This is a genomic window from Rhizobium sp. SG741, assembly GCF_012275435.1.
In the GTDB taxonomy this organism is placed as follows: Bacteria; Pseudomonadota; Alphaproteobacteria; order Rhizobiales; family Rhizobiaceae; genus Rhizobium; species Rhizobium lusitanum.
Window position 1 is genome coordinate 416,492 of sequence record NZ_JAAZQP010000001.1, and the last position, 23,056, is coordinate 439,547.

Annotated in this window: 34 protein-coding genes; 15 read left to right on the forward strand and 19 right to left on the reverse strand. The window is 55.8% G+C overall.

What is annotated here, in order from left to right:
• Positions 1-17 precede the first annotated feature (17 nt).
• From FHT29_RS02140 to FHT29_RS02155, 4 genes are all read left to right on the forward strand, one after another.
• Positions 18-509, forward strand: coding sequence for a TIGR02594 family protein (locus FHT29_RS02140; protein WP_210255352.1), 492 nt, complete (start codon positions 18-20; stop codon positions 507-509).
• 29 nt (positions 510-538) lie between these two features.
• The gene (locus tag FHT29_RS02145) at positions 539-874 is read left to right on the forward strand and encodes a cell wall anchor protein (RefSeq protein WP_168599081.1); all 336 of its coding nucleotides are present in this window, start codon (positions 539-541) and stop codon (positions 872-874) included.
• Between the two features lie 10 nt (positions 875-884).
• A complete protein-coding gene (locus FHT29_RS02150; RefSeq protein WP_168599082.1) occupies positions 885-1,142 on the forward strand; it encodes a hypothetical protein in 258 nt (85 codons plus the stop codon).
• Positions 1,143-1,231: 89 nt separating this feature from the next.
• Positions 1,232-1,603, forward strand: coding sequence for a DUF1515 family protein (locus FHT29_RS02155; RefSeq protein WP_168599083.1), 372 nt, complete (start codon positions 1,232-1,234; stop codon positions 1,601-1,603).
• Between the two features lie 128 nt (positions 1,604-1,731).
• On the opposite strand, the gene FHT29_RS02160 is transcribed toward FHT29_RS02155, so the two are convergent.
• The 5 genes from FHT29_RS02160 to FHT29_RS02180 form a co-directional block, all read right to left on the reverse strand.
• Positions 1,732-2,718, reverse strand: coding sequence for a hypothetical protein (locus FHT29_RS02160; RefSeq protein WP_168599084.1), 987 nt, complete (start codon positions 2,716-2,718; stop codon positions 1,732-1,734).
• A gap of 178 nt (positions 2,719-2,896) precedes the next feature.
• Positions 2,897-3,076, reverse strand: a complete 180-nt coding sequence (locus FHT29_RS02165) for a hypothetical protein (RefSeq protein WP_168599085.1) — start codon at positions 3,074-3,076, stop codon at positions 2,897-2,899.
• Positions 3,069-3,875 (reverse strand): hypothetical protein, encoded by an 807-nt coding sequence (locus FHT29_RS02170; RefSeq protein ID WP_168599086.1) that lies wholly within the window; start codon positions 3,873-3,875, stop codon positions 3,069-3,071. Before FHT29_RS02170 ends, FHT29_RS02165 begins: the two co-directional genes overlap by 8 nt.
• A gap of 171 nt (positions 3,876-4,046) precedes the next feature.
• Entirely contained in the window at positions 4,047-4,364 is a 318-nt protein-coding gene (locus FHT29_RS02175) for a signal recognition particle (protein WP_168599087.1), read from the reverse strand.
• Positions 4,365-4,521: 157 nt separating this feature from the next.
• Complete coding sequence (locus FHT29_RS02180) at positions 4,522-5,124, reverse strand: hypothetical protein (RefSeq protein ID WP_168599088.1); 603 nt, start codon at positions 5,122-5,124, stop codon at positions 4,522-4,524.
• 249 nt (positions 5,125-5,373) lie between these two features.
• Here FHT29_RS02180 and FHT29_RS02185 point away from each other — a divergent pair, with 249 nt between their 5' ends.
• Positions 5,374-5,691 (forward strand): phospholipase D-like domain-containing protein, encoded by a 318-nt coding sequence (locus FHT29_RS02185; RefSeq protein WP_168599089.1) that lies wholly within the window; start codon positions 5,374-5,376, stop codon positions 5,689-5,691.
• 192 nt (positions 5,692-5,883) lie between these two features.
• Here FHT29_RS02185 and FHT29_RS02190 read toward each other — a convergent pair whose 3' ends face one another.
• A complete protein-coding gene (locus FHT29_RS02190; protein WP_168599090.1) occupies positions 5,884-6,618 on the reverse strand; it encodes a hypothetical protein in 735 nt (244 codons plus the stop codon).
• Between the two features lie 121 nt (positions 6,619-6,739).
• On the opposite strand from FHT29_RS02190, the gene FHT29_RS34340 reads away from it, so the two are divergent.
• Together FHT29_RS34340 and FHT29_RS02200 are read left to right on the forward strand one after the other, a co-directional pair.
• A complete protein-coding gene (locus tag FHT29_RS34340; protein WP_168599091.1) occupies positions 6,740-7,012 on the forward strand; it encodes a phospholipase D-like domain-containing protein in 273 nt (90 codons plus the stop codon).
• A gap of 151 nt (positions 7,013-7,163) precedes the next feature.
• A complete protein-coding gene (locus FHT29_RS02200) occupies positions 7,164-7,463 on the forward strand; it encodes a hypothetical protein (protein ID WP_168599092.1) in 300 nt (99 codons plus the stop codon).
• Positions 7,464-7,525: 62 nt separating this feature from the next.
• On the opposite strand, the gene FHT29_RS02205 is transcribed toward FHT29_RS02200, so the two are convergent.
• Positions 7,526-7,732 carry a hypothetical protein gene (locus tag FHT29_RS02205; RefSeq protein WP_168599093.1) on the reverse strand — a complete coding sequence of 69 codons (207 nt, stop codon included), beginning with the start codon at positions 7,730-7,732 and terminating at the stop codon, positions 7,526-7,528.
• A gap of 158 nt (positions 7,733-7,890) precedes the next feature.
• On the opposite strand from FHT29_RS02205, the gene FHT29_RS02210 reads away from it, so the two are divergent.
• Entirely contained in the window at positions 7,891-8,745 is an 855-nt protein-coding gene (locus FHT29_RS02210) for a hypothetical protein (RefSeq protein WP_168599094.1), read from the forward strand.
• A 278-nt stretch (positions 8,746-9,023) separates the two neighbouring features.
• Here the strand turns inward: FHT29_RS02210 and FHT29_RS02215 are convergent, their stop codons facing one another.
• Together FHT29_RS02215 and FHT29_RS02220 are read right to left on the reverse strand one after the other, a co-directional pair.
• Positions 9,024-9,860: a hypothetical protein gene (locus FHT29_RS02215; protein WP_131511952.1), complete on the reverse strand. Its 837-nt coding sequence runs from the start codon at positions 9,858-9,860 to the stop codon at positions 9,024-9,026.
• A gap of 521 nt (positions 9,861-10,381) precedes the next feature.
• Positions 10,382-10,693, reverse strand: coding sequence for a hypothetical protein (locus FHT29_RS02220; protein ID WP_047555390.1), 312 nt, complete (start codon positions 10,691-10,693; stop codon positions 10,382-10,384).
• Between the two features lie 273 nt (positions 10,694-10,966).
• On the opposite strand from FHT29_RS02220, the gene FHT29_RS02225 reads away from it, so the two are divergent.
• From FHT29_RS02225 to FHT29_RS02235, 3 genes are all read left to right on the forward strand, one after another.
• Positions 10,967-11,263 (forward strand): hypothetical protein, encoded by a 297-nt coding sequence (locus tag FHT29_RS02225; RefSeq protein WP_052211983.1) that lies wholly within the window; start codon positions 10,967-10,969, stop codon positions 11,261-11,263.
• Positions 11,264-11,494: 231 nt separating this feature from the next.
• Entirely contained in the window at positions 11,495-11,863 is a 369-nt protein-coding gene (locus FHT29_RS02230; RefSeq protein ID WP_047555391.1) for a VOC family protein, read from the forward strand.
• A 592-nt stretch (positions 11,864-12,455) separates the two neighbouring features.
• On the forward strand, positions 12,456-12,782 hold the full coding sequence (locus FHT29_RS02235; protein ID WP_047555392.1) for a hypothetical protein: 327 nt from the start codon (positions 12,456-12,458) through the stop codon (positions 12,780-12,782).
• Between the two features lie 5 nt (positions 12,783-12,787).
• Here FHT29_RS02235 and FHT29_RS02240 read toward each other — a convergent pair whose 3' ends face one another.
• The 5 genes from FHT29_RS02240 to FHT29_RS02260 form a co-directional block, all read right to left on the reverse strand.
• The gene (locus FHT29_RS02240) at positions 12,788-13,039 is read right to left on the reverse strand and encodes a DUF6074 family protein (RefSeq protein ID WP_047555393.1); all 252 of its coding nucleotides are present in this window, start codon (positions 13,037-13,039) and stop codon (positions 12,788-12,790) included.
• 122 nt (positions 13,040-13,161) lie between these two features.
• Complete coding sequence (locus FHT29_RS02245; protein WP_037196530.1) at positions 13,162-13,416, reverse strand: DUF982 domain-containing protein; 255 nt, start codon at positions 13,414-13,416, stop codon at positions 13,162-13,164.
• Positions 13,417-13,715: 299 nt separating this feature from the next.
• Positions 13,716-13,973: a DUF982 domain-containing protein gene (locus FHT29_RS02250; protein ID WP_047555394.1), complete on the reverse strand. Its 258-nt coding sequence runs from the start codon at positions 13,971-13,973 to the stop codon at positions 13,716-13,718.
• A gap of 233 nt (positions 13,974-14,206) precedes the next feature.
• Positions 14,207-14,566, reverse strand: a complete 360-nt coding sequence (locus FHT29_RS02255) for a DUF4189 domain-containing protein (RefSeq protein WP_080760475.1) — start codon at positions 14,564-14,566, stop codon at positions 14,207-14,209.
• 172 nt (positions 14,567-14,738) lie between these two features.
• A complete protein-coding gene (locus FHT29_RS02260; protein WP_047555395.1) occupies positions 14,739-15,005 on the reverse strand; it encodes a DUF982 domain-containing protein in 267 nt (88 codons plus the stop codon).
• Positions 15,006-15,263: 258 nt separating this feature from the next.
• On the opposite strand from FHT29_RS02260, the gene FHT29_RS02265 reads away from it, so the two are divergent.
• The 3 genes from FHT29_RS02265 to FHT29_RS02275 all read left to right on the forward strand — a co-directional run bounded on the left by FHT29_RS02265 (position 15,264) and on the right by FHT29_RS02275 (position 18,237).
• The gene (locus tag FHT29_RS02265) at positions 15,264-15,959 is read left to right on the forward strand and encodes a DNA-3-methyladenine glycosylase I (RefSeq protein WP_047555396.1); all 696 of its coding nucleotides are present in this window, start codon (positions 15,264-15,266) and stop codon (positions 15,957-15,959) included.
• A gap of 56 nt (positions 15,960-16,015) precedes the next feature.
• Positions 16,016-17,047 carry a hydroxyacid dehydrogenase gene (locus FHT29_RS02270; RefSeq protein ID WP_047555452.1) on the forward strand — a complete coding sequence of 344 codons (1,032 nt, stop codon included), beginning with the start codon at positions 16,016-16,018 and terminating at the stop codon, positions 17,045-17,047.
• A gap of 191 nt (positions 17,048-17,238) precedes the next feature.
• The gene (locus tag FHT29_RS02275) at positions 17,239-18,237 is read left to right on the forward strand and encodes a prohibitin family protein (RefSeq protein WP_037196538.1); all 999 of its coding nucleotides are present in this window, start codon (positions 17,239-17,241) and stop codon (positions 18,235-18,237) included.
• A 20-nt stretch (positions 18,238-18,257) separates the two neighbouring features.
• Here FHT29_RS02275 and FHT29_RS02280 read toward each other — a convergent pair whose 3' ends face one another.
• The 4 genes from FHT29_RS02280 to FHT29_RS02295 form a co-directional block, all read right to left on the reverse strand.
• Positions 18,258-18,914 carry a methionine ABC transporter permease gene (locus FHT29_RS02280; protein WP_047555397.1) on the reverse strand — a complete coding sequence of 219 codons (657 nt, stop codon included), beginning with the start codon at positions 18,912-18,914 and terminating at the stop codon, positions 18,258-18,260.
• Positions 18,904-19,989, reverse strand: coding sequence for a methionine ABC transporter ATP-binding protein (locus FHT29_RS02285; protein WP_047555398.1), 1,086 nt, complete (start codon positions 19,987-19,989; stop codon positions 18,904-18,906). Before FHT29_RS02285 ends, FHT29_RS02280 begins: the two co-directional genes overlap by 11 nt.
• A 131-nt stretch (positions 19,990-20,120) precedes the next feature.
• On the reverse strand, positions 20,121-20,969 hold the full coding sequence (locus tag FHT29_RS02290; protein ID WP_047555399.1) for a MetQ/NlpA family lipoprotein: 849 nt from the start codon (positions 20,967-20,969) through the stop codon (positions 20,121-20,123).
• Between the two features lie 211 nt (positions 20,970-21,180).
• Positions 21,181-21,684 carry a cupin domain-containing protein gene (locus FHT29_RS02295; protein ID WP_047555400.1) on the reverse strand — a complete coding sequence of 168 codons (504 nt, stop codon included), beginning with the start codon at positions 21,682-21,684 and terminating at the stop codon, positions 21,181-21,183.
• Positions 21,685-22,023: 339 nt separating this feature from the next.
• Here FHT29_RS02295 and FHT29_RS02300 point away from each other — a divergent pair, with 339 nt between their 5' ends.
• Positions 22,024-22,413, forward strand: a complete 390-nt coding sequence (locus FHT29_RS02300) for a hypothetical protein (RefSeq protein ID WP_037196544.1) — start codon at positions 22,024-22,026, stop codon at positions 22,411-22,413.
• Positions 22,414-22,470: 57 nt separating this feature from the next.
• Here the strand turns inward: FHT29_RS02300 and FHT29_RS02305 are convergent, their stop codons facing one another.
• Positions 22,471-22,884: a carboxymuconolactone decarboxylase family protein gene (locus FHT29_RS02305; protein WP_047555401.1), complete on the reverse strand. Its 414-nt coding sequence runs from the start codon at positions 22,882-22,884 to the stop codon at positions 22,471-22,473.
• Between the last annotated feature and the right edge of the window lie 172 nt (positions 22,885-23,056).

A 23,056-nucleotide genomic window follows, 5' to 3' on the forward strand; every position in this document is an offset into this window, starting at 1 on the left:
CATTTCGGAGAAAAATCATGATCCAAGCTACCGAGCCCCGGTGGCTCGCTTTCGCGCGCAAATACATTGGCCTCCATGAGGTCGTGGGATCTGGTAATAACCCTGAAATCGTCCGGATGTGGGCGAAGCTGGGACTGCCGTTCCGAGATGATGCTACCCCATGGTGTGCCGGATTCGTAGGCTTCGTCTTCGAAAGCGTCGGGATCAAATCCACCCGGTCCGGACTGGCGCTTTCATATCAGAATTGGGGTGTTTCGCTTAAAGCCCCTGTAGTCGGCTGCGTTGTCACGTTCAAGCGTGCCGGCGGCGGCCACGTCGGCTTGGTCGTAGGCAAGGATCAGCAGGGCAACATCATGGTTCTCGGCGGTAATCAGTCGGATGCCGTGAACATCAAGCCGTTCGCAACAACGCGCATTACTTCCTATCGTTGGCCATCCAGTGAGCTTTTACCGGCTGGAGCATTGCCTGTCGTGAATTCCAATGGCGTCGTTTCAACTGACGAAGCCTGATCCTCTCCAACAACTAAAGGACCATTCCTATGCGCATCCTCCATCTCGCGATGGCGGCTAGCCTTGTGCTGTCCGCTGTTTCTCTCTCCGCATGCCAGACGACAAACCAGGTCGACACAGCGATCGAGCAGAATCTTCCGAAGGTCTGCTCTGCGCTTGAAATCGCCCACGTGGCTTTCTCGGCCGTCGCTGCCACCGGCAAGATCAAGTCGACGACGGTCGCCAAGGAAACTGCGGCCTATTCCGGCGTCGAAACGATCTGCACCGATCCCTCCCATACGACTGCCGTCAATGCTCTTGTGCTCGTTGCGCAGGCCTACGCGATCGTTTCTTCCGCCCTCCAGCAGGCCAAGGCCGCTCAGTAAAGGAACTGCAATGCTCAACACGAACACTATCCACAATGTCCTCAATGTCCTGATCGCAGCTCTGGCAGCCATCACGGCGTTCTTGATCGCCACAGGCTGCACAACCTTGGCGACCGGCGCGCTCGAATGCTCGCAGTCGTGGATCAGCCCGACCTATACGACCGTTGCGATCACCGTGCTCGCAGTGTCAAAAACACTGATCAACGTCGTCCGCGACGGATTTGGCGGCCTCATCAAGCCTCAGCCGCCCGTCGACAAGGGGCCCTGAATCCTGGCCTTCTTATTTGCTTCATCATCACGGCAACCACGCTGGCGTGACCGATCTCGCTGGCGCAGCATCAATATGAGAGACTATTCATGACGGCCCCAGAAATCGACGCCGCAGTCCATAAGCAGCTCGGGGAGCTTGTCGCCGGGATGCGTTCATTGCAGGAGGCCAACCGTCGCCTCGAGGACATGATGAGGCGATCGGATGACAAGTCCGAGGAAAGTCGCTCGAGGGTCCATCGCCGAATGGACGAGACGATCGATCGCATTGGAAAATTGGAAACGACCATCGTAACAGTCCAGGAAGACATTTCTGAAATGAAGCCCGTCACGGACGATGTAAAGCGATGGAAGCTGATGGGGCTGGGTGCGCTGGGCATGATCGGCATTGCCGGCATAGCGCTCGGGGTGTCATTTGCTGATGCGCTAAAACGTATCGCGCTCGTTGTTCTTGGCAAATAGATTGAATGCGGGGCTGCCTTTGTCGTCGGCGTCTGCGCAATGTGGATTGCTGATCTGATCTTTGAGACAATGTTGCGATGGGTTAAGTGCGGCCGATCGAATTGCGCCACCGAGGCTAGACTAACGGCTTAGGGCTGGAGATGGGGTCGCGAATTCGCTTTTCGAGTACGCCAGCGGACCATTCTCCAAGCCGTGTAGCAGGCCGTTCCTATCGTCCCCAGCGTACCGAGCATCGCCGCGATTGCTACGGCCGCGCTTTGAACTGTAGAAAACATTGCAGCAACCTGGCCCACAAAGCTGGCTCGAACTTTCACGATGAATGGGAATTGTTCTACCGGAACCTCAATTGTTTTTTCGCCGATCTTAATTCGTTGCTCCAAGTTGAAGAGCACCGTTTTTTCGCCTGGCGTCTTAGCCGTGACTGTCCATGTCCAGATCGACGGCGCAGTGCTAACCAAAGTTTTCCATCCTGCGTCCTGAGCAACGTATTCCAAATCGCCTGTCACCAATGAAGCAGAAACTTCGCGAGACGATTGAATGGTGGTGTTCATGATGGATGACGCCGGCAACTTGCGGCCCAAATTGTCCAGCCCCATCGTCGAACCATCTTGCTTCTCTGCTTGGATTGCGAAGGTGACCAGATAGGACTTGTACAGTCGCATATCGGTCTCCATGTGGATGTCGGCTCTTGATTTTAAACTGGCGTGTGCAATGGCGTCTTCCAAAGGATCCTTCGCGGTAGTTGCGTTAGTGGCATCGCCGGCTGCTGGATTTCCTGCAGATGACGGTGTGACGTTATCCGGCGTTTGAACACTATCAGATTGTACGGGCCGACTGATTTTGCCCTCAGCAGCGGCATTGACGGTGTAATTGGGAGATGGAGATAAGCTTATACCCCTGGAATGGATCGGTGGTGCAGCAACTGGGGAAGCATCTGACGTGGTAACCATTCGGTCTTCAGCGAAGTCAGTTAAGGCCGGCGGCGATTTGGGTCTGAGAAACCAGACGCCGCCACCAATGATCCCAACGAGCACGAGTAATGCTGTTGTAGCAATCAAGACGATCTTCCAACGTCTTTGCATGAGTACAACCCCCAAGGGGCGAAATTTTCTCATGCATGCGACTACTAGTCAATTAATCCATTTGAACAGCAGGTGGCTCGGCGCCGGAGGCTGCGCCGACTGGGGCGCGCGCGTGTTCGCATGATGCAGCTTCACCGGCGCTTGCTTAAATGTAGCTGACAGACCGGCGAGCGCCAGCATCGCCTAGTACTGCACGAAGATGGCGAAGGCGTTAATTTAGACGGGAGCACGCGTTTGCGGTGAGAATCCCATCCTCTTGCTCGTTCCGCTTATCTGGGAACGGCGACCGGAACTCGCGGATGATCTTCTGCTCGGTTTCCCGAGAAAGCTTGAACGCCGAATCCTCTTTTTTACCAACGATTTCCTTTTCCTTGCGAATTTGATCAGACATGGATCACCTGTTGGTTGAGTGCGGGCGGATAGTAGTGCTTTCTTTTTATCCAGCGAAAGTTCTCATATTTCGTTACAGTTGCGACGTCTATGTCTCCTGAGACATATTCTGGTACGGCGCGAAAACGAAATACCTTTTTTGTCATGTCAGCCAGAAACTCGGTTAGATCAATGGCGTCCTGAATTGGCATAACGGGCGACGCAAGAGGCAACATCAATGCGGGCCTAACCGACTCATAGAGCTTCGGAAACTTTTCGGGAGTGACACCATGTTCCTGCAAAACATGCTCTAATTTCCAACCAAAACCCTGAAGCAACCGTAAAATCGGATCGCGTTGGCCGCCGCAGTATATCCCAACTTCGTCTTTCTCTGCAGCCTGCGTAGGCTCCTGTACAATACCATTGAATACAGCAAGCCTCCACAACTCAGGGTACATTTCACCTGAGGAGTAGCCGCCAATCCAGAGCTCAAATACGGCACCGCTCGGGTCAACCACCTTTTTAAATTCTTCCTTCAGGAAGAACTGGTGTGCCAGACCCACGACATCCTGCATGGTATAATCAACTCCGAGCGGGGATGTTCCTTTCGATCCAATCATCTGTCGAAATTGTTTTGCAAGCATAGCAATCGAAGCTTGCCCGAAATTACCTAATCCGGCCGTCATAGCCATAATCGGATATTCACGGTGAAGTTGAAACAGCTTGTTGCCGTATCTATAGACTTGCTGGATTGGATCGCCGTTCCCGTCCGTTGCGCCGCCTGCGTCAAAGCTCGTTGCACTATCGGCAGCGAAAACCATGCATTCATTCACTTTTACGCAGACGCATACTGTCACGATGCCGTCCCTCTTTCGACATATGTGTTCCGAGGTTGTGTCGATTCTACTATTTAGTCAACACAAAATAGAAAATACAAATCGTTGCATATGAGGAAGTCGTACACAGTTCGATGCCTTCACCGAAAAGCGCGTTTACTTTGCAAAGCCAAGTTTCTTCGCTACACGTCGCTGCTGAGTACAGAAGGCCATCTTTGAACTCTCTGTCATCTGGTCAATTTGGATCCCCTGTCCTTTGACCATCATCGGCAGGATGCTCGCAAAACTCAAATCATCATCGGCAACATTTTTTTCGATGTAACCCGATATCGCTTCCTTATCGTAGGTCATACCACAGGCGGATTCGGCCGCGAGGAGTGCCCCGAGCTGCGTCGCAACCGTCATGCTATCCTCGGCATATAAACTGCCCGGAAAAAATATCGCAGCCGTGATCGCCAAAACAGTTGTTCTCATCGATGCTGTCTCCAAAACTGCGCCACAATGACTATCAAAGGTCGCGCGAATGTAGATGGGCGAGATTTCGCCTAGAGTTCGCGAACGTCGGTGTCCACGGCTCTGAAGTCGGTGAAGAAGCTGCAGCACCATAAGCACCGATGGTTGGTCGTTCCCGTCACTGGTGGTCAGGCTTTTGAAAATTGACGTCCACGAGTTTGGTAACTTGGCCGAGAGCTGCGGTGACCAATTTGAGCATTTCGAGGAGATAGGCGACGCGGCAATGAAACGCCATTCTTTGACCATAGTACTTGTCCATGCACTTGTCGTAGTCGTCGACGACTTTGAACGATGCCGTGCTGTATTGCGTCGCTGTCGATGATTTAGTAACCGCAGATTTCCTAACGAGATTTCCATCTCGTCCACCTGACACGACGATCGATTCCTCACCTTTGCGACGATCGATTTCGGCAACTATTTGGTCGATTATCTCCTCCAAATGAGGCCTGGCCACGAAGTAAAACTCTTCGATAATCGGTTCGAGTTTCGACAACTGCGAATGGGCGTCCTGTTCAATATCTAACGTGTCATACGCTCTATCTTTAATATTCCAGATATCAATCCAGTATGGATTCGAAAACTGGCGGCATATGGCTTGAATTTCGGGCTCGTCAGGATATTCATCTCTCAAATAAACGACAGCGTCGAAGAATTGGGTATATTGTTTGTCAAATTCTACCATAGTTTGGTACACAAGCTTAAAGTAAGCTTCGTCAGACATGCGACCCTCCAACATGACCTACTGATGGAGGGTATTAAAGGCAGCTTTTATTAGAAGAATCTAGCCGACGATTGGCTATCCTGACTTAGTTGGGTATTTTCCTTGATTCTGGATTTCTTGCCGCCGATCGCGGACGGTCCTCTTTGTCAAATTGTCGGTAAACTTAGACCGTGCCCAGCCTCGTTTGTTCTATAAATGTTCTCATTTCGGGGAAGAGTCAAGCACTCCTCAAAATGCTACGGGAAAGAGATGAGAATAGCTGCCACGACCATTGTCGCCCTGATGTTCGCTAGCCCGGTCTTTGCCGGTCAGCCTGTCACGGCTCAGGTATCTGTCTGCTTCACGCCGGCCGCACAATGCGAGGGCCGGATCGTGGAGGCGATCGATAGGGCGAAATCTTCCGTCCGCGTTCAGGCCTACGGCTTCACGTCGCTTCCCATCATCCATGCTTTACAGCGAGCCGCGGGCAGGGGCGTTGAGGTGCTGGCTATCCTCGACAAGACGAACGAGCGAAAATATTCGGGCGCCACGCTGCTCGAAGCCGTCGCTATTCCAAATGCAGGTTAAGCTAAATAGGTAATCTCATTTGAAGCCAAGTTAAGACTTCTTTTGATAGATTTAAACGAAAGACTGGATTTTTTGCTTTATCAAGATGAAATATGTGGTGGTAATGGATGGCGATTGGATCGACCTCGGCCACTATTTCATCCGACAGATAGCTCTCGATATGGATTGGCAAGTTATGTGATCTAGGTAACTCTATGCATTGGAGGCCGCCCCCCAAATTGCCAGAGAAAGACATGCCTGAGAGCTTCCCCAATATTCCGCACCGACTCCGGCAACCAATCCGTGCCCGGCTTGAATCTGCAGCCCGCGATCAGCGTAGGGTCTCAAATTGCTTTTGACAGATTTTACAAAAAACTCTTCTGTTCGTTGAAATATTGACGCGGCAGGGCGAACCACAACAAAGCCACCGTTGTAGCTGGCCTTCACTGGCAATTTATCTACTGTGGTCGTGATATATGGAAGACTTTCGTATTCAACGGAGCATATCTTGCAAAGGTTTTGCCAGTATGCATCGTTAGTGTCCTCGACTCCCGTAGTGCACATCCCTTTGAGATCGACTGGTCTAGCCGCAGCATGTGCATCGCCAAGCCCGAGCGAAGGCTCTCCACAAAAAAAGATATCGCTATCTAGAAAAACAAGCTGCTCTTCCGAGCAATTCGCTTCCAACGTTGCCGCGGCGTGTATTCGAAAGCTTGAACCATATTCAGGAACTGCGCTTTCTATGTCCAGAAAGAGAATTTCTGCGCGAAGTGCTTCCAGTGACCTAATTGTACGTTGAGTTGGTCGCCGGTCTGATCTGGGCGAAATTACGACAAGTCGCGAGGAGCTGTAGCTGCCGCCAAACTGTCGAACGCTTTCGCACAATAGTGTTGCCTGTGCCTCCAGGGGACCCTCTTCCGCTATGATCCCAAAAACAGTTTTAGACATCTGAAAAGTGCTCGCTCGTAGAGGGCGCAGTTGGTTGCAATGCTGCGAGCGCCGTTCGTAGAGAGGAAATCTGCAGCCTTCAAGTAAGCGCCGGCGGCCCAATTTTGGGCTATGATTAGGAGTGGACCCAAAAGATGCCATCAGTGCCGGCATCCCGGTATGGATCCATTTCGAACCGGCCATCGCGCGCACCAAGATCATCGTGATCGACGAGCATCTGACGATCGGTGGGTCATACAATTACACTGCCGCGGCACAGAAACGGAATGCGGGGAATGTCACCTTCACGGAGAGTGCCGAGATCGCCCGCGAGTATCTGGCAAATGGGGATAATCGATTGAAGGTGTCGAGGAGCTTCAATGGCGAAGCCAAAACTCGTTCTTTGGGCAGATAGCTGAGGTGAACAGCTCTGCCTCCGTGGCGTTGAGGCAGAGCTGAAAAGGCCGATGAAGGACCTCCCTGTGCGAAACTTCGATTGGGGGCGCCAGTTCCGCACGATCGGTGCCCTACAAGGGGAAGCTGAAAGTAACCTGAAAGACCCATAAATGTCAGCCTTTTCAAAGCGCGCTCACCTTGCCAAAATGTCTCTTGCGAAAATTCCCCTCATCCCCGCAGTCAACACTTTTGGCTTGCCCAATGTTGAGCGTCTGGCATACATTCGTCGTATGTTGGAGCGATATGTCATCCACGAAGATGAAGACGGCACCTTCGCGATCCTCGACGCCAAGTCGTACGAGGTCGTAGAAAGGTCCGGCATGATACTGCAAAATATGCCGTGGTACTGGGTGGAATCCCTTATCGGTCTGCTTGAAGAGCTGGATTGCCGCAGACAGTTCCCCAATTAGGGAAGCGCCGGCAGTGCTGCCGCCCGGCTCTTTTCCAGATTAATGGCAGTTACCTGCGGGTCTCAAATCCGCTGCACCATCCCAAGGGTACGAAAGGAATCTATCTGCTCCGATGTTGCACCGGCGGGCGCCATGAATCGTGCGATTTTTCCGGCTTTGCGAATTCTTTTCACGGCAGCAAATGCCGCTTCGTAAGTTTCGTGCTGTTCGGAGCCTTCAGCCGCTAGACCAGCTTCTGAGTAACTTTCGATATACCAGGTGCCTGACATTTGTGATGCGTCTCCGTTTTCCACCGTTTGCCCCACAACTGATCACCGGCCTGTGGATGTTAGATATTGCGAAACTCTTTGGCTAGGTCTCGTTGTGATGTGAACCCCGCCGGCTCTTAGTTTGAAACGCCGATCTGGCGTTCAACCGAGAGAGACCGATGCAAAACAACGTAAGACCGATAGCCCCGGTGAGCATCGCCGGCCTCACCCCAAATTCTCCATCGACCGGAATGCCTATTTTCGAGTTGGTGAAGCCAACCGATTTGTTTGTTGATCCTGCCTATCAGCGGAACATTAGCGAGAAAGGATCACGGCAAATCAGGCGCATTATCGAGGGATTTGATTGGACGAAATTCAAGCCGCCGATTTGCGCTTATTCTGAGCATGAGGGAAGAACGATGCTGAAGGTGCTTGACGGGCAGCACACGGCAATTGCAGCGGCGTCCAATCCGCATGTTGACGTCATTCCGGTGATGATCGTGGAGGCCGAGGATACCATCTCTCAGGCCAAAGCATTCATCGGTCAAAATACCGATCGATTGGGTGTCACCAATCTGCAGATGCACCAAGCTGCACTGGCTGCAGCGGATGAAGATGCACAAACGCTGGAGCTTGTTTGCCATCGAGCGAATATCAAGGTGCTCAAGACCACGAACGCATATACGGGCGATGGCTGCCGGCAGACGATCGCCATCAAGCAGATCGAAGGGTTGATTAGCCGCCGTGGCGCGCAGCGATCGCGGGAGATTCTGGAGGTGCTAGCTAACGCTGAGCGCGGACCGTTGACAGCGCCGCAAATCAAGGCGGTGGAGCTGTTGCTTTCAGACCACGAATATTGTGACAAGATCACTGACGAAGATCTCACCGACGCAATTGTAGAACTTCTGACGACCGCTGAGGAAGAGGCGAAACTTCTGGCTGTCACCCACAAAATCCCGTTCTGGAGGGCGCTCGCGATTACCTGGTTCAGGAAGTGTAAGAAGCGGAGGCAGCCGCTCACGCGAGCCGCCTAAGATCGCTCTTGGTGCAATCCAGCCGCAGCGAGATCATTCGCTGCGGCAGTTTCCTTCGTCTTTTCAAGATATTGTCGAATAGCGCGCTTCAACGCGATCTGCCATGTTCCTAGGCTGATCTCTGTCCGTTCATGCTGTCGGCTGTCGTGATCAGAACGGACCTCCGCTACCAAAATTCCCCGTATAATATCAATATCTTAGGGGAATTGTAGATGTAGCCGGACGCGACTTTCCGGAATTTTGACACGGGCTTCCGGAATTTCTGACTTTGCCTGATATCAACTTGCAGCAAAAGCTGGGACCGTGGCGCGCTCGCCGGAAGCCTCCGCCTTGGCTTCTGGCGCAAATTTCTCCATCCACTCCGACGTCTCTTTATTTGGTTCGAATATCCAGCCTTCGCCCTGCCTTTTCCAATAGCGATGGCGCTCAATATCTGTGGCAAAAATGACCTCTGTTACAATATCGAGTAACATAGCCATCAGCTTCATCATCGTGATCACGAAATCGAGGCGCTGGTCTCCCTTAGTGTAGAGCATTGCCCCATCAACTGGGTCCTGTTGCGCGCTGATATGAACGAAATTGTTGCTGAGCAGACCATTCAAATTGCCAATGAAAGGTACGGCCTTCTTTGCGATGCCAATGCATTTTGTCGTTGCGAGCTTGCCCTCGTGGAACTTTTTGAGCGCGTGGCCGCCATCGATTGCGATCGCCAGAGCCGTCGCGATTGACTCCACGATAAGGCGCATTAGCACCCCGAGCTCCCTTGGATATCCCTTGCGTGCGACTTCGATCGCAGCGACATAGGAGTGAACCGCATTGTGCAGTAGACGCCCACAGGTAGCCTCCGAGCCCTGATCCTCGACTTTCGACGAATGCTGAAACAAGATTGCCTGAGCGCTGGATATGATTTCACTGCATTCAACAACAGTGCCCCTGGCCAGTGCATCGAACGATGCCGCGATGCGCGGGCCCATCTGATAGATTTGGTTCGTTAGTATGTCTTTGGTGAAGTACATCACCTCCTTCGCCTGCATGTCGACGATGATTGCGGCGATGTTTTCTTTCCTCGGCGTCCGCCGTCGAATTGGCCGGTTCATTGGTCGATGCTTTTTCACGGTTTAGGCATCCGTGTTTACCATAGGGCGATATCCCATTTGCATGTTAGAACGCCGGCAAGTTGGCGGGCGCCTAAATGTCATCATCCTCAATTGGCTGTTGGGCCGGACCATAGGGAAGCACCCCAAATGCTTCTAACCGGGCTCGGTACGAGGCGATCAGTTGGCGTCTCGTGTCACTTGGTCCCAACACTTTCTCAAAGTGCTGAAGCGCCTCGAGAGCTTTCAGTGTTAGATGGAGTTCGTGAACGGTCATCCTCTTAGGAATCTTCATCGTCAATACTCAGCCCATATACCATCGACCTAGGGTCGCACAGCTCGGCGCAGCCGTCGAGGGGAGTTCAAACGCTGTTTAAATATCCTTCAAAGTGGGCATCTGTGAGAGTTCTCCACGCATACGCCGCAGCCAGACTGACCACCCCGTTACCTGCTGCATCGGATCGGTCCACCCGATCGGCCATCCCATTATCCAATCAGAAAAGTTCGGGTTGAAGGTCAGGTCTCCGGGCGAGGATCGGGGCCTAGCGTTCAAACTCAGATGGAGCGGGTAGGAAGATGGGAAGCTGAAGGGCTTCGTCGGTGTCGCCCCGCATGCCTGCATGAGCATCTAAAGATGCGTCCAAACCCTCGCAGCCTTGCCGATCCCGAACTGTGACCCCGCAGCTGCCGCGTCGTCCTTCATCCGGAAACAATTGTTCACCAGTACCAATTCGATCTTCGTACAGTAGAGGAACTTTGTCGGCGTGGGCCACAATGAAGAGCGGCCGACGCTGGTGAGATGCGCCGATCTCTGCCGCGCTGAACAGGCCCGCTTGTTCTCGAAGAAGCGCCATTCGGGGTCGAGTTCCCGAATGATCCGGCTGATATGAGGCCAGAGATGCCGGGGATCGTCTTCGCCTCACCGGAGACCGGCGAAGCTGAAGGGCTGGCAGGGGATATCCTCCAGTGAGGATATGAACCTTTCCACGCCAAGGGCGGCCGAATATCTATAGGTGCGATGAATCTGGCGAGGATGATCCTATTCCGCTCGTCAGAATGGGCAGGGAACCAAAGCGAGCCATCGCCGTTCCTGACAGGCGACTTTACGCCACTATCAGGAGGATCTAATGGCCGACATCACGCTAGACAAAGACATCAATGCGCAGATCGAAGAGCTTCGAAATCAGATTGCCAAGCTTTCAGCGGATTTGGCCAGCAGGATTGACATTGCTTCCGAACGCGCTGACGAAGCGCTGTCGTCGGCGAAGACGAGGGTTTCCAACGTTGCGGACCAGGCGCGGACCGAAGGCAGAAATGTAGTTCAGGCTGCCAAGGACAATCCAACGGCGACAAGTTCCATTCTTATGGTTACGGCCCTGCTTGGTCTCTTTGCCGGGCTTTTGATCGGCAAGCTGACGGACTAAGAGAACGAGATAATCTCATTCTCGAAAAGTAAAAGCCCGATCAGCAGTCATGCCGATCGGGTTGTCAGGATGACCGGGCCGCCTCCAACCCGAGCTTTGCCCTGTGTCACGCCTAGCGTTCCCACCGGTGCCTGCTATCGAAGTCCAAACACAATCACCAATTGACTGGTTGGCAATCATCGGAATTTCCTTACCCTTCTCCAGATTTCCTCAAAGGAGCTGGCATCCTCAATGCGTTTCGTCAATCCAATCCCCTTCGTCAGCGACATAGCTCGCTCGAAGGCATTTTATTGCGACCTGCTGGGTCTCAAAATCCTGAGCGATTTCGGGCACTTCATTCTCTTCGAGACCGGCTTCGCCATTCATGACGGGAAGTCACTTGAGCAAACGGTCTGGAAGAAAACTATTGAAACGTCCAGCCCATACGGGCGCGGAAACATGCTTCTCTATTTCGAACACGAGGATGTGGATGCAGCGTTCGAAAGAATTGCACCGCATGTTGAGCTGATCCATTCCGTCGAGCGACAAGACTGGGGACAGCGCGTGTTCCGGTTTTATGATCCTGATGGGCACGCTGTGGAGATTGGCGAACCGCAGTAGTCAGATAGGTTCGGGTCAAGAGCAGTTGCCGGTGGCGCGGTATCCAAACGGGTGCGCCGTCGACCTCACGATAACCACCATCAGCTCGCCATACTTTCAGCGACATCTTAGATTAGGAAACTACGATGGAAGTGAAACTTCTTGCGCGTCTTTGCGCTCAAGCGTCACGGAATTTGCGAGGATCTGGTCATGACCTCAAAAGAGAAGAGACTTGCTCGGCATATCATGGTGAAACTTTTGCCTGTTTTCGGCGGCTTAAGCATCCTGGGGGTCGTTGTGCTTTCGATGATCGCATAGGCAGTTCGGCAAGCAAGACGACAAGACGATATGAAATCATTGTCGGACAAGGGGTCGCTTCTGCGGCTCTTTTTGTTGATGCGTGAATGCAAGCCGGGCGAAGTTCTTTGCGTCCGGAAGAAACGATCGCAAGCCCTGAGCGCTGTTCGCTAGATGATCGGTAAACGGACTGAATGGCGCGAGAAGATCCGCTTATCACCCGCATTTGTAAACGGCCATGGATAATTCATGCTAGATATCTTGCAAGACGAAACGCGCTCTGGCACCGTGCCGCCACAGGGGAACGGGGTGTTGAATGAGGATGTTTTTGGCGGCGGCCACTGCTCTGGTGGTCGCCAATTCTGTATTGGCTGCTGACGATGCCGTGAACAACGCGTTCCGGGTCTGCAAGATGATAGATAATACTGGCCTGTTCACCGCGCCGTGCCAGGTTTCCAGCCGGAAATACTCCGTGACGGCGACGATCGACTTGACGACCATCGATGCTCGGAAGGCTTGCACGCAGATTACGGGCGTTGTTGCGTCGAAGGGATTTCATTTTCCCGGCGCAGACTGGACCGTGCAGATCAGGTCGCCATCGAGCGGCGACCGATCGATCGTGTTCTGCCGGCTGCCGAAGTAGCCTCCTCAGGCGGACGCGTTCATTTCGTCCGTCGCAAAGGCCAACTGCAGTTCCATCAGAACCGCATGCATGAAAAGCCCAGCTTGGCGCGATATCTCGTCTTCATCCATTCCCTGCCGTTTCAGGGTGGCGGCAAAGCCCGCCATTTCCGAGCGCCAGAAGCGATTTGCTTCCTCTCCGTGAAGCTGCTGCAGGGCACTGGCGCACCGCCTGATATCACTGGCGCGTCTGTCGGCTGGGAATGCTAAAAGCGACATATTATCTCCGTCATCGGCAAGGCGAATCGCCTGCCTTTGTTGGCACCTTCGCCCGCACTGGTTCACAAAGAATGAATTGCCCCTTCGGAGATCCCACCTGGTTCCGAAATGACCGGATGAGTTCACTGCATCACGGATAGGCCCGCCTCCCGGGCGGCCCTGATCAAGGCGTCCCGTGCGGCCTCCGGAGGAACGGCGCCCAGCATCGCCTCGAGGCAAATGCGCACCGCAGTCACATATTCTTCGCCGCTTTCGACCGGCCAATGCTCCAGTAGCAACTCGGCGACTTGATGTACCGAATTGACGCGGCGATATCCGCCGGTCTCTCCGAGTACGAGTGTTACGGCCGGGAATGGTCGTAAAGTGTTTCGTTTCAAAACGCACTACCTCCGAAACGTATATGCTTCGGTAACCATTGCAAAAAGCGTTCCGCGTCGAACGTCATCTTGCCTGGTGTCTTCGAGGTTGCTTCTGTCAGCCTGTTGCCAGGGGGCGCGATCGAGCCGGCAGCTTGCTTCAACAGCACCTGCCACGCCTATTGTCCGAATAAGCCATGTTTGGATGTCCGACGGCTGTCGCCGTCGACCTCTCGGAATGTGCGTTTGCGAACAGGTTCAGACCGGTCAGCGCCGCGCCTTTGGCGGCGCCCGATGCTGTAAAATCGATGCCGACGGGCTTAGTCCAACACGTCAGCTTCGACGCAGGCTTCAACAAATGCCATCCTGGCTTCGTTGTGAAGAAGTGAGTTTCCTTCCGCCGCCGAGCAAATATGCCTTGCCGTACTATACTTTTCCCCTCGGACGGTCGGCCAGCGGAACAGAAGATGGTTGAGGGCATCCTTCGGGCTTCTTATTCTCTCCGGCATGCCGTAGCCGATGCGCAGGTACACAGGTTCGCTCCAGCGAACGCCGCTGGTCATAATGATCATGTTCATTCAATGATGCTCCGACATTGGCATCGAAACTCCCGCGAGGGGAAAAAGTTTCGCAATTTCTTGAAAATTGATTGTCTTGTCGGAATGACGCGGCAGCCCAGCCTATAGAAAATACCGGGCGCCGAAGAGCTTATGTGGAGCACTGATCTCGTCGAGCCCGCCGCAAGTGCTGAACTACTGGCGGCGGGACGTTTCAAATCACCTTGCAAGCGGCCGATCGAAAGGTCGGCGGATCACTGGCAGTCGGATACGACGATCTTGCAATGCGGGCAGTTGTCCAGCGCCATGCGCTCGGCTTCGCGCTTGCTGCTGCCGTAGCCAATGCCGTAGTTGACGCGATCGCCGACATAGGCGCCGCATTGTTCGAACCACACGGCCGACTTGCAGGAGTCATTGCCCGCCGAACGGCACTCTTTGATGGCATTATGCTCGGCTTCCGCGCGGCTGGAGCCCCAGCCCAGGCCATAGCCGGCTTCCCCTGCAGAAAGGCCCTGCTGGTCGTCGACGGCGATTGCGCCAAAAGCGAGTGCGGATGATGCGAAGGCGCACGAAATCAATGCTGCGGCCAGGGCCGCGCGAATGTTCTTCTTCATGATTAAATCCCCGAAAACCCAGATAACTTAGGTCAACCTCGGTATATATTGCGCCCCCACCAAGACAAGGCGGGTTGAGGCTCCATTTTTGGGTGGATTTGGCCGGAAGCGGGTTATCTGATCTTGCCGGAATGCGCAGCAATTGTCTTCGGGTGGGACCTATTGAGCGCGGTCAGTGCTGTTGGACCATGGTGGTCTCGATCGGAACACCGGCTTCCATTGCTGCGGCCATGAAGCTGTTTCGGGCTTCCAGCGGGTGCCCGTGGCCGCTCTCGACATCGGCACAGATCTGCAGGGCCATCAAAAACGCCTTGCCTTCCGCCACGGGCCAGGCGTTCAGCAGCATGTCCAATGCATCCTTCGTGGTCCCGACGGTATAGACCTTCCCGGTACGCTTGCAGATGACCATGATGGGATAATTCCAGTCTTTAATGCTCATGGTGCGAAGCTCCGATCCGACGCCGCAGAGGTTAATGCCACGGCGCGCAAAATCTCAAGTTAATTTCGGGACGTAACTGGTGCAGGTCACCGTTGTTTCAATCATCGCCCGGTTGATTCAAGCCGTAGCGCGATCAACTTTGGAGTCGCGCGTCACGATGCGGTGCGTCTGACCGATACCCGAGGCGCCGAAGACCCTTGCGCAGAGCGACGGGATCATAAATGACTTGGCGTGCAGCGCAGCCGGAGGAAGACAGCCATGGGAAGCTTTGCGGAGATTGAGGAGCGGGCCGAAAAGCGCAAGGGTGGGGCCGCCGCGCTGAAGACGCTGATGCCGAAATTGCCTGATGTCGATGTCCTGCGCGTGCAGCCGGACGTTCGGCTTTTGTCGGAGATGACGCGCTATGTCTTCTATGCCGGTTTCGTCCGCAACGTCATCGATTCCAAGTGGCCGGGTTTTGAAGCGGCCTTCTCCGGTTTCGATCCTGCCTTTCTCAATCTCGCGCCTGATGATTACTGGCATGATCTGACGTCCGACACGCGTATTGTCCGCAACGGCGCCAAGATCATGTCGGTGCGGGCGAATGCCCAATTCATCCGGCAGCTTGCCGATGAGCATGGCAGCGCCGGCCAGTTTTTTGCCGATTGGCCGATTGAGGATCACATCGGCCTGCTCGGCCTGCTCGACAAACGGGCAGAACGGCTCGGCGGCATGAGCGGCCAATATTTCCTGCGGGCGATCGGCCGCGACAGCTTCGTCATGAGCCATGATGTGCTCGTCTGCCTGCGCCTTTCCGGCCTGCCGATCTCGGAAGGCAAGCCGACGAAGAAGGACCTGCGGCTGATCCAGGATCAGTTCAATGCCTGGCACGCCGAGACGGGCCTGCCGCTCACCCATCTCTCACGCATCTGCGCCTTCTCCGTCGGAATGCCGGGAGAAGAGGACGAAGCCTGATTGATTTGATCCATCGAATAATATTGGATCGCACGCTGAAACAGGGAAAGATTAAGATGACGACCGACAGCAGGCCTTTGGCCATCAGCGCGCCGGAGCCGCGCTCGCTTGAACTCATTTTCACCAAGGACGCGCTATCCCTGCTTCACTCGAAATACCGCCTCGTCGAGGCGGATCCGAATGAAATCGCCGCATTGGGCGACGAGGTGCTGGCAGAAGCGCGCTACATCATCGGCCAGCCGCCGTTGTCGAAGGAGACGCTGGAGCGCATGCCGCAGCTGCGCTGCATCCTGAATGTCGAAAGCAACCTTATCAACAACATGCCGTACGATGTGCTTTTCGAGCGTGGCATCCATGTCGTCACCACGGGTCTGGTCTTTGCAGAGCCGGTCGCCGAGATCGGGCTCGGATTCGCGCTGAGCCTGGCGCGGGGCATCATCGATGCCGATCTGGATTTCCGCGAGGGCAGGGAGCTCTGGGGCGGAGACGGCAATGCCAGCGCCCGGCTGCTTTCGGGCAGCGATATCGGCATTGTTGGGTTCGGCGAGCTCGGCAAGGCACTGAACCGGGTGCTGACGGGCTTCCGGGCGAATATCAAAGTGTTCGATCCCTGGATGCCGCCTTCGATCCTCAGGGAAAACGGTGTGCAGCCTGCTAGCCTTGACGAGGTGCTGTCGGGCAGCGATTTCATTTTCGTGGTGGCCTCCGTCACCAGCGAGAACAAGGGATTTCTCGGTGCCGAGGCTTTCGCGCGTATGCGCAAGGGTGCAGCCTTCATCCTGCTCAGCCGGGCCGACGTCGTCGATTTCGATGCGCTGATGGCCGCGGTCTCCTCCGGCCATATCGTGGCGGCGAGCGACGTCTATCCCGAGGAGCCGCTCGGCAAGGATCATCCGGTGCGAGGCCTCAAGGGATTCCTCCGCTCGGCCCATCGCGCCGGAGCACTCGACAGCGCCTTCAAGAAAATGGGCGACATGGTGCTGGAGGACATGGATCTGATGGATCGCGGTCTGCCGCCGATGCGCTGCAAGCGCGCGGAGCGGGAAACGGTATCGCGCATGCGCTCGAAACCGGTGACGCGGAACTAACGGAGCCCCTTGGCTCGTAGTATACCTACGAGTGCATTTTCGGTTCGACTCATCTATGTCTCGGCTACTGGAGCAATTCTCCGAAAAGCGCGCAGCGGTTTTCTGTCCAGAATTGCGTGGAAACAATAACTTAGAGCATTCAAGCGATTCCGCGAAACGCTTGAATGCTCTGGGGAATGGTGAGGATATCGATGGCAAACCGGGAAATCGACATAGCATCCATGGCGAGCAAAGGCCGTGCAACGGCGTTTATCGGCATCGTTGCCATTATCGCCGTGCTGATGCTCGTCTTCAGTTCATGGTACACGATCGATCAGGGCGAGCGCGGCGTCATCCTGCGCACCGGCGCCATGGTCGGTACGGCCGAACCGGGCTTGCATTTCAAGCTGCCCTGGATCGAGACTGTCGTCAAAATCCCGGTGACGCAGCAGGTGACCTATTGGACCTGTCAGAATGGGGCCAGCTGCGAAAACAATGAGCATCCGCAGATGCAGGCCTATTCGCAAGATCAGCAGCCCGCCGACATGCGCGTGACGATCTCCTGGCATGTGCCTGCGGATGCGGTGGAGCATGTCTATTCGGAGTTCGGTTCGATCGGCAATCTGGAATCGCGGCTGATTGCCCGGCGTGCGCCGCAGGACGTGAAGACGGTTTTCGGCAAATTCACCGCCGCCTCCGTCATTCAGAACCGGGCGCAGTTCAACACGGATGTACAGGCGGCGATCGAGGCCGGTATCCAGGGGCCGGTGCAGATCGATAGCGTCCAGGTCGAGAATATCGATTTCTCCGACGCTTATGAGAACAGCATCGAGCAGCGCATGCTCGCTGAAGTCGAGGTGCAGAAGCTGCGGCAGAATGCCGAGCGCGAGAAGGTGCAGGCGCAGATCACTGTGACGCAGGCGCAGGCGGCGGCTGATGCCCGCCGTGCCGATGCGCAGGCACAGGCCGATTCCGTGAGGCTGCAGGCGGAAGCTGATGCCGAGGCGATCCAGCTTCGCGGCGATGCGGAAGCCAAGGCGATCAAGGCCCGCGGCGATGCATTGCGCGATAACCCCAACCTGATCTTCCTGACCCAAGCGGAAAAATGGAACGGGCAACTGCCCACCACCATGCTCCCAAATGGCGCGGTGCCGATGCTCAATCTCGACGCGCGCCAGAACCCCGCCGCACCGGCGGCGGAGCATGAATAGCGGGAGGGCTGGCTAAGGTCCTAGCGACGATCGAGCCTGGCGGCCAGCCGGTCGCCCAACCATTGCATGCCGCAGACGAGGATGATCAGCACGACGACGACGGCGACCATCACGCCCGTTTCGAAGCGCTGGTAGCCATAGCGGATGGCAAGATCGCCAAGCCCGCCGCCGCCGATCGTGCCCGCCATGGCGGAGGCACCGATCAGCGTCACCAGCGTCACGGTGAAGCCTGCGACGATGCCGGGCATGGCTTCCGGCACCAGCACCTCGCGGATGATGGTCCAGCGATTGCCGCCCATGGCACGCACCGCGTCGATGAGGCCGCGATCGACTTCCCGCAGGGATACCTCGGCGATACGGGCATAATAGGGGATTGCCGCGATGGTGAGCGGCACGATCGCCGCCGTGGTGCCGAGTGCGGTGCCGACGATCAGCCGCGTCAGCGGAATCAACGCGATGAGCAGGATCACGAAAGGCACGGCGCGGAAGCCATTGACCAATGCCGCAAGGACGCCGTTGACGGCGAGTTGCTCGGCAATGCCACCGCGGCTTGTCACGACGAGGGCGAGACCGAGCGGCAGGCCGATGATGAGAGAGAGCACGCCGGACGCTGTCGTCATCCATACGGTCTCCCAGAAGGAGCGCCAAAGCAGGCTGAGGATTACATCAGTTGTCATAGCCTAAAACCTCCACCCGGGCGGAGCGGGCTTTCAGAAAATCGCTGACCTGCGCCGGCAAGGCTGCATCACGCGTCGGCACCGCGATGAAGAAACGGGCGACGGGCTGGTTCTGGATGTGGTCGATGCCGCCGTGGACCAGCCGGAAAGAGCGCGGTAGCGCTGCGGAAAGCTCGGCGAAGAGCGCTCCTTGTGCCGCCGGACCGGCGAGGTCGACGCTGAGGATGGCCTCGACCCCTGATGTCGGCGACAGGCGGGCGGCGATGTGTTCAGGAAGCTGCGGGCGGATGCCGCCGAGCAGGCTAGCGGTGATGTCCGTTTCGGGATTGGCGAAGACAGTCCATACGGAACCTTCCTCGACGATCCGGCCCGCATCGATAACGGCAACGCGATCGGCAATCGAGCGCACCACTTCCATCTCATGGGTGATCAGCAGAATGGTGAGCCCGAGCTTGCGATTGATATCCTTGAGCAGTGCAAGGATCGACCGCGTCGTTTCCGGATCGAGCGCCGATGTCGCTTCGTCCGACAGAAGAAGCGCCGGGCGTGCGGCGAGAGCGCGGGCAATGCCGACACGCTGTTTCTGGCCGCCGGAAAGGGCAGCCGGATAGGCCTTTGCCTTGTCGGCAAGGCCGACGAGTTCAAGCAGGTCGCGCGCCCGCTGCAGCCGTTCGGCCTTGGCGACGCCCTCGATCTTCAACGGCAGGGCGATATTTTCCTCGACCGTCTTGGCGGAAAGCAGATTGAAGTGCTGGAAGACCATGCCGATGCGGCGGCGCAGCGGCTGCAGTTCCTTCTCCGAAAGGCCTGCGATATCGCGACCTTCGATATAAATCTCGCCACTATCGGCGCGTTCCAGCCCGTTCAGGCAACGAATCAGCGTCGACTTGCCGGCGCCGCTGCGGCCGATGATGCCGACGATCTCGCCACGACGCGCCGTCAGCGAAACGCCGTCCAGCGCAGGTGTCGCGCCAAACCGACGGCGGACATCGACGAGACGGATGATTTCTTCGCCGGTCGATGGATGGGGCGGCGGATGGCCGTTGATTGACGTGACAGGGGTGAAGGAGTTCATGTCTGTCTGCTTCCCGATCTTCTTTTTGGGTGCGGCGCGGGTTGAGGCTGCGCGGAAAACGCCAAAGGCGGCCCGGGCAAGATGCCCCGGCCGCCCTGCCGCTCAGCGCTGTCCCCCGCGCGGTCCGGTTATCAATAGGCGCTGAGGCCCGTTCCCTTGTAGACCTTGTCGAACTCAGCCTTGACGGTGTCATTCTGGTAGGCTGCCACCAGCGTCTTCACCCAAGCTTCATTCTCGCTGCCCTGTTTGACGGCGATGAAATTGCGGTAGGGGTTGCCATCGATCGGCTCCTGCGCGATGCGATCCTTCGGCGTTAGGCCGCTTTTTAGCGCCCAGTCGGTGTTGACGACAGCAGCGTCGAGGTCGTCAATCGAGCGGCCGACGATGCCGGCGTCCAGTTCCTTGATCTCGACATTTTTCGGGTTCTCAGCGATGTCGGCTGTCGTGGCGAGAATGCCGGTGCCGTCCTTGAGCCTGATCACGCCTTGGTTCTGCAGCACGCGCAACGCGCGGCCCTCGTTGGAAGGATCGTTCGGCACGCCGATGACCGCGCCTTTCGGAAGATCGGCCACCGCCTTGTACTTCTTGGTGTAGAGGCCGATCGGCCAGACACCGGTATAGCCGACGCGGACGATATGGTAGCCGTGCTGCTTGACCTGGTTGTCGAGATAGGGCTGATGCTGGAAGGCGTTGGCGTCGACCTCGCCGCGTTCAAGCGCTTCGTTCGGCTGGGTATAGTCGTTGAAGACGACGGTCTCGATCTTCAGCCCCTTCTTGGCGGCTTCCGTGGTCACCACCCGCCAAACATCTTCGTCTTCACCGCTCATGATGCCGACCTTGATCGTCTTGTCGGCAGCGAAAGACGGGGTAGCGGTTGTCATCAAGCCGAAAGCGGCGACAGCGGAAGCAAAGATGGCGGCAAGGCCGGCGCGACGGGAAAGGCGCAGCGCGTCGAAGCCTCTAGAAAGCTTTTCAGTCATGGGAAATCCTGTTCCAGATGATCGAGATCATTATCTCGTTGACGGCTTAATCATCTCAGACGCGTGTTCGCGTCGCGAAGCAGGATCATGCGTTGTGCGACGCACTTCTGAAAAACTCTTTTCAGTGCAGTGCAAAGCGGAAACTAATTTTCTGCAAATATCATAGATTATTTATGTGGCAAAATAGGCAATTGCCCAAAGCTTATGCAAGCTAGCGATGGATCGGGTCCTTCCAAAGGACATTTTCCGGCTTTTCCACCGGCTCGATATCGAGATTGACGACGACAGGCTCCTGTCCGGAGCGGACCAGCACGCATTCCAGCGTCTCGTCGCGGCTGGCATTGATTTCCTGATGCGGCACGTAGGGCGGCACGAAGATGAAATCGCCCGGGCCGGCTTCGGCGACGAATTCCAGATTGTCGCCCCAGCGCATCCGCGCCTTGCCCTTGACGACGTAGATAATGCTTTCGAGATCGCCGTGATGATGGGCGCCCGTCTTGGCGTTGGCGTGGATCGTCACAGTGCCGGCCCAGATCTTTTCCGCGCCGGCGCGGGCGTGATTGATCGCGGTTGCACGATTCATGCCCGGCGTCTGCGCCGTATTCGGGTCTAGGGCATTGCCAGGGATGATTTTAACCCCATTTTCCCGCCAGTCGATCGTTTGGTGAGCGTGATCGTGCCCATGGTCATGCTCATTTTCATGATTGCCGCACATGGTCTTCCTTTCACCGTTTTGGAAGGGATTCGCGCGCCTCCCGACTATGAGGTGTCGTTTTACTCTACGCGAAGTCCTTCAAAAATAAAGAGAATTGCAGAAAATTATCAAAGAGGCTTTTCAAGTCGAGATTAATCTATAGACTTGATCAAGTTAAATGACCGGTGGGAACATTTTGTGTGTGTCCCGCGTTGCGCCGGTCACGACATGGTTTGCCGCGCCGCTTGCCCCATAGACTGCGTTCGGGGCGCGCCAAACTCAAGAAGCAGCGCCTGGTCTCTGAAGGAGACCGATCACTTTCATATCATGCGCCGGACTTCCAATTGAAAGGAGACAGACATGTCGAATGCCTTGCCGCCCCTTCATGAGGGTCATGCCCCCATTACGTTGCAGCAGCTTTTTCGCGAAGGACTTTATGCCTTCGAGGAATGGGACAGCGAAGTAACCGAACCGATTGTGACGTTCGAGGGGCGGATCATCCCCATCAGCGTCGTTTTCGAAGCCATGCGCGAATGCACCGACATCGTGCCCAACAACATCGTTTCGGCTGTGACCGAACGGTTGACCAAGCCCTGGGAGGGCGAAGGTCCGCTTGACACGATGACCTTTTCGACCGCCGCCCGCGTCATGGGCGTTCTGGTTCGCAAAAGGCTGCTGGCCGTGAACAACGGCATCAGCGTCGCTGCTATTGCCGTAGAAGCTCAGGCTACGGAAAAGTCTGACCGCTAGAAACGCGATCAATGATCGAAGGCCCGCCGGCGCAATGCTGGCGGGCCTTTTTCATTGTCAGGGATGACCGACGTCGAACTCTGGATCGACGGGAATCTGCATTGCGGTGACCAGGTGGTTCGTCTGTCCGGCAAGGCCGATGACAGCCAGCAGTTCCCCATGTTGAGCATCCGTCATGCCCTTTGCCCTGGCGGCTGCGGTGTGGGAATGGACGCAGTAGGTGCAGCCATTGGCTGTCGAGACAGCGATGTAGATCATCTCGCGCACCAGCGGATCGAGCGCGCCCTCCGCCATCATGACCGCCTTCAGGCCTTCCCAGGTACGCTTCAGCAAGGCTGGATCCTTGGCGAGGCCGCGCCAGAAATTATTGACGAAATCGGACTTTCGGACCGCACGGATATCGTCGAACACCGCCTTCACCGCCGGGATCGCTTCCGCCTCCGCATCATCGAGCAATTTGACCGTCGCCATCCTCAATCTCCTTTCAGCAATCCTGATCTTGTCGAACCATATCGCATTTTCCTGTGGTCTTGGCGGGATGGCCGGCGAATATCCTCCCTCTTTTTGTTTGCAAATGTCATCCATATGTGAAAATACTATTTACATAAGAAGATTGAGGCTGACGCGGGAATCGGCGGCGAGA

Bases quoted from the DNA above. Each gene is read 5' to 3' on its own strand.
- FHT29_RS02220 (WP_047555390.1), bottom strand. From the start codon at position 10,693: ATGGCGCTTCTTCGAGAACAAGCGGGCCTGTTCAGCGCGGCAGAGATC.
- FHT29_RS02165 (WP_168599085.1), bottom strand. From the start codon at position 3,076: ATGTCTGATCAAATTCGCAAGGAAAAGGAAATCGTTGGTAAAAAAGAG.
- FHT29_RS02150 (WP_168599082.1), top strand. From the start codon at position 885: ATGCTCAACACGAACACTATCCACAATGTCCTCAATGTCCTGATCGCA.
- FHT29_RS02230 (WP_047555391.1), top strand. From the start codon at position 11,495: ATGCGTTTCGTCAATCCAATCCCCTTCGTCAGCGACATAGCTCGCTCG.
- FHT29_RS02235 (WP_047555392.1), top strand. From the start codon at position 12,456: ATGAGGATGTTTTTGGCGGCGGCCACTGCTCTGGTGGTCGCCAATTCT.
- FHT29_RS02160 (WP_168599084.1), bottom strand. From the start codon at position 2,718: ATGAGAAAATTTCGCCCCTTGGGGGTTGTACTCATGCAAAGACGTTGG.
- FHT29_RS02200 (WP_168599092.1), top strand. From the start codon at position 7,164: ATGTCAGCCTTTTCAAAGCGCGCTCACCTTGCCAAAATGTCTCTTGCG.
- FHT29_RS02180 (WP_168599088.1), bottom strand. From the start codon at position 5,124: ATGTCTGACGAAGCTTACTTTAAGCTTGTGTACCAAACTATGGTAGAA.
- FHT29_RS02185 (WP_168599089.1), top strand. From the start codon at position 5,374: ATGAGAATAGCTGCCACGACCATTGTCGCCCTGATGTTCGCTAGCCCG.
- FHT29_RS02175 (WP_168599087.1), bottom strand. From the start codon at position 4,364: ATGAGAACAACTGTTTTGGCGATCACGGCTGCGATATTTTTTCCGGGC.
- FHT29_RS02275 (WP_037196538.1), top strand. From the start codon at position 17,239: ATGGCAAACCGGGAAATCGACATAGCATCCATGGCGAGCAAAGGCCGT.
- FHT29_RS02285 (WP_047555398.1), bottom strand. From the start codon at position 19,989: ATGAACTCCTTCACCCCTGTCACGTCAATCAACGGCCATCCGCCGCCC.
- FHT29_RS02280 (WP_047555397.1), bottom strand. From the start codon at position 18,914: ATGACAACTGATGTAATCCTCAGCCTGCTTTGGCGCTCCTTCTGGGAG.
- FHT29_RS02270 (WP_047555452.1), top strand. From the start codon at position 16,016: ATGACGACCGACAGCAGGCCTTTGGCCATCAGCGCGCCGGAGCCGCGC.
- FHT29_RS02225 (WP_052211983.1), top strand. From the start codon at position 10,967: ATGGCCGACATCACGCTAGACAAAGACATCAATGCGCAGATCGAAGAG.
- FHT29_RS02305 (WP_047555401.1), bottom strand. From the start codon at position 22,884: ATGGCGACGGTCAAATTGCTCGATGATGCGGAGGCGGAAGCGATCCCG.
- FHT29_RS02155 (WP_168599083.1), top strand. From the start codon at position 1,232: ATGACGGCCCCAGAAATCGACGCCGCAGTCCATAAGCAGCTCGGGGAG.
- FHT29_RS02290 (WP_047555399.1), bottom strand. From the start codon at position 20,969: ATGACTGAAAAGCTTTCTAGAGGCTTCGACGCGCTGCGCCTTTCCCGT.
- FHT29_RS02255 (WP_080760475.1), bottom strand. From the start codon at position 14,566: ATGAAGAAGAACATTCGCGCGGCCCTGGCCGCAGCATTGATTTCGTGC.
- FHT29_RS02140 (WP_210255352.1), top strand. From the start codon at position 18: ATGATCCAAGCTACCGAGCCCCGGTGGCTCGCTTTCGCGCGCAAATAC.
- FHT29_RS02145 (WP_168599081.1), top strand. From the start codon at position 539: ATGCGCATCCTCCATCTCGCGATGGCGGCTAGCCTTGTGCTGTCCGCT.
- FHT29_RS02295 (WP_047555400.1), bottom strand. From the start codon at position 21,684: ATGTGCGGCAATCATGAAAATGAGCATGACCATGGGCACGATCACGCT.
- FHT29_RS02265 (WP_047555396.1), top strand. From the start codon at position 15,264: ATGGGAAGCTTTGCGGAGATTGAGGAGCGGGCCGAAAAGCGCAAGGGT.
- FHT29_RS02300 (WP_037196544.1), top strand. From the start codon at position 22,024: ATGTCGAATGCCTTGCCGCCCCTTCATGAGGGTCATGCCCCCATTACG.
- FHT29_RS02250 (WP_047555394.1), bottom strand. From the start codon at position 13,973: ATGAACATGATCATTATGACCAGCGGCGTTCGCTGGAGCGAACCTGTG.
- FHT29_RS02210 (WP_168599094.1), top strand. From the start codon at position 7,891: ATGCAAAACAACGTAAGACCGATAGCCCCGGTGAGCATCGCCGGCCTC.
- FHT29_RS02205 (WP_168599093.1), bottom strand. From the start codon at position 7,732: ATGTCAGGCACCTGGTATATCGAAAGTTACTCAGAAGCTGGTCTAGCG.
- FHT29_RS02240 (WP_047555393.1), bottom strand. From the start codon at position 13,039: ATGTCGCTTTTAGCATTCCCAGCCGACAGACGCGCCAGTGATATCAGG.
- FHT29_RS02170 (WP_168599086.1), bottom strand. From the start codon at position 3,875: ATGGTTTTCGCTGCCGATAGTGCAACGAGCTTTGACGCAGGCGGCGCA.
- FHT29_RS02260 (WP_047555395.1), bottom strand. From the start codon at position 15,005: ATGAGCATTAAAGACTGGAATTATCCCATCATGGTCATCTGCAAGCGT.
- FHT29_RS02190 (WP_168599090.1), bottom strand. From the start codon at position 6,618: ATGTCTAAAACTGTTTTTGGGATCATAGCGGAAGAGGGTCCCCTGGAG.